Genomic DNA, 2,846 nt, shown 5'->3' on the forward strand with positions numbered 1-2,846 from the left:
CAGAAGCGCTTCAGCGTCACCCAATGGGAGATCCTGGTCTGCTACAACGGGCAGCGCATCGAACAGTACGGCGACAAGATCAAGCTGGTCGGCAAGGAATACAGAGGACACCCGCGCGAAATGTGGATGGCGGTCGCCTACCGCGAAGCGATCGCGCGCGACCTCGCAAGCAGGCTTCCCGTCGTCGAGGAAGCGGCGATCACCACCCATCTGACGTCCCACTGATCCCATGCTGCATCAGCATTTGCAGCCTGCCGGCACCGCGCCGGCAGGACTGCCTTCGCTCGTCCTGCCTGCCGAGATCCGCGCCGCGATCGAGGCCGGGGCCTGGATCGTCTTCAACGTCTCGGGCGGCAAGGATTCCTCGGCCGCGATGTTCGCCGTCTCGATCATGCTCGATCAGCTCGGCCATCCCCGTAACCGTCGCCTGGTCATCCATGCCGACCTCGGCCGCGCCGAATGGGACAGCACCCCTGCCATGGTCGAACAGCTGGCAGCACTTGCGGATCTACCGCTCTGCGTCGTGCGCCGTAACGCCGGCGACCTGTTCGACCGCTGGGCACAGCGCTTCGAGAACGGCAAGCGCCGCTACGAGGCCCTCGAGACCTACAACCTGATCGGTCCATGGTCCTCGGCCTCGCTGCGCTTCTGCACCTCCGAGGCCAAGGCCCATGTCATCGGCCCGCACCTGGCGCGCACACTGCGTGGCGAGACCATCATCAACGTCCTTGGCATCCGCCGTGATGAAAGCACCGCGCGGTCCAAAGCCCCGGAATGGAAGGCTGACACGCGCTACGCCGGTGCAGGCAATGCCCATGGCACGCGCATGATGCTCTGGCATCCCATCGTCGAATGGACGACGGCCGAAGTCTTCGCCGCACACCGCCATCTCGGCATCCCGCTTCACGAAGCCTATACCTGCTACTCCAGTTCGCGGCTTTCCTGCCGATTCTGCGTGCTGCAGTCGATCGCCGACGCCCGCGCATCGGCCAACGCTCCCGCCAACCGCGATGCACTGATCCACCTGTGCGACCTCGAGGCGACGTCCACGTTCTCGTTTCAGCCAGCGCGCTGGCTTGCGGACACCGCACCTGATCTCTTGCCGCCAGACCTGCAGATCCGCATCGCGGCCGCCAAGATCGACGCGCATCGGCGCCGCGAGGTCGAGGGCGCGATGCCCAAGGGTCTGCGATACGTCAGGGGGTGGCCGCCGCGCCTGCCGACATTGCCCGAGGCCGCGGCCATTGCCGAGGCCCGTGCGCCGATCCTCGCGCGCCACCAGCTTGCCAACCGCTTTCCGACCGCCCGCGCCGTGCGGGACCGCTTTGCCGACCTCATCGCCCAGCGCCGCGCCGCCTGACCGATAGCAATAGGAGACTGCCATGACCGCTTCCACGGACCATCCCGTCATGTCCCAGGCCGAGGCCGTCGCGCTCGGCTTTGCGGGCTTCAACGACGTGCCGCACAAGCCCATCGACGTTCCCGATGGCGAATACACCATCACTGCCCGAACGAGCGACGGCCGCCGTGTGACCTTCTGCTTCCTGCCCGATCGCGAACGAAGCCCGGCAGGATTCGTAGATATTCAGTACCATGATGCCGGGACGAAGTGCGCCAATGCCAATGGCGGACATTCGCCCACCTTCAACGCATTCGGCATCGGGCGGGGTGGCCGCCATATCCTCGATTCCCGCCCTCTGGATGAAGCGGATCGCCCCTCCATTCTCGTGCTGATGCTCGACAAGGCCGAGCCAAAGTCCTCGCCCCGCGCAAAAGCGCGCGACGCAGGCGGGCGCCGCGAAGTCTCGTGGTCGTTCGGCGAAGGCACGATCTTCCCCGGCTACACCGATGACCGTGAATGGAACGGCTTCCTCAACATCAGCGTGGCCGAACATACGTGGCCGCATGTTCGCGCCGAACTGCTTTCGAGTGCCGACGGCGACCGCGAGTTGATCGCATCAGTCAAGGCGCTGAAGGCCGAGGGTGGCTTTGTGTCGCTCGCCTTCGGCTACACCACACAGGAAGTCGAAACCCGGTGGGCTCTGCAATTCCCCGACTATCCCATTGCCTGCATGCCGCCCATTCCGGGAGACTGGACGGACAAAAGCTGGCGCAACGACACCAAGCCCAGCTTCGAAGTCTGCACCGGGCCGATGGGCGAGCCGGTGGAAATGTGGATCGACTATCCCGAGCCTGCGGTCCGCGAAATCGCGGGCGAACCCCGCTTTGGGCTCTATCGCCGCAATGCCGATGACGAGCTTGAGGCGATCTACACCGGCGAGGATTACGCCGAGGCCATGGAGCACGCGAACCGCGAAACGCTTGCATGCGCTTTCGCCAAGGCTCTCGCCCACCAACTGACGCCTGACGAATGGCAGACCATGCGCCTCACCAACCAGACGATCACGCCGGGCTGCTGCGCCTCGCACGATCACCTCGATGCCAACATGGTCATGCTCGCCGTGTGGCTCACCTATCGCGGGGATCAGCTGATCGCCCGCGGCGCGATTACGGACATCGGTGATGACCTCGATCACGTCAACGCGGCATGGACGATCGCCAGGGAGCGTTACATGACCGCCAGCGCCGAAGGCGAACGCTTCGACCTGTGGCGCTGCACCGGCATCACTGTGCCCGACCTCGCAGCCGCCGGTTGCGAAATGGGCGACAACGAACCCTGCATCCGGCCTGGCCGTCTCTACGAACCCGGCCACATCGAACTGGATGAAGAGAAGGGCCTGATCGTCACCGTCGGAAATTCGATCCGCACCTTCGAACACCAGATCGAGGCCGAAGGCCATCTCTGGCGCGCCTATGCGTCTTCCGAGTTCACTGCCCAGCCCGGG

Annotated in this window: 2 protein-coding genes and 1 pseudogene; all 3 read left to right on the forward strand. The window is 64.9% G+C overall.

Features of this window, described 5'->3' with window-relative positions; all coding sequences use genetic code 11:
• Nucleotides 1–225 (forward strand): annotated as a pseudogene (locus NTCA1_RS28100) (hypothetical protein); the annotation flags it as partial.
• A gap of 4 nt (nucleotides 226–229) precedes the next feature.
• Nucleotides 230–1,360: a phosphoadenosine phosphosulfate reductase family protein gene (locus tag NTCA1_RS28105; protein WP_159832488.1), complete on the forward strand. Its 1,131-nt coding sequence runs from the start codon at nucleotides 230–232 to the stop codon at nucleotides 1,358–1,360.
• 22 nt (nucleotides 1,361–1,382) lie between these two features.
• A partial coding sequence (locus NTCA1_RS28595) for a hypothetical protein (RefSeq protein WP_201282626.1) occupies nucleotides 1,383–2,846 on the forward strand: 1,464 nt, incomplete at its 3' end.

The sequence above is a fragment of the Novosphingobium sp. TCA1 genome, assembly GCF_009811895.1.
GTDB classification, from domain to species: Bacteria; Pseudomonadota; Alphaproteobacteria; order Sphingomonadales; family Sphingomonadaceae; genus Novosphingobium; species Novosphingobium panipatense_A.

What these genes read in the sequence shown, in the direction of transcription:
- NTCA1_RS28105 (WP_159832488.1), top strand. Translation starts at nt 230, where the DNA reads ATGCTGCATCAGCATTTGCAGCCTGCCGGCACCGCGCCGGCAGGACTG.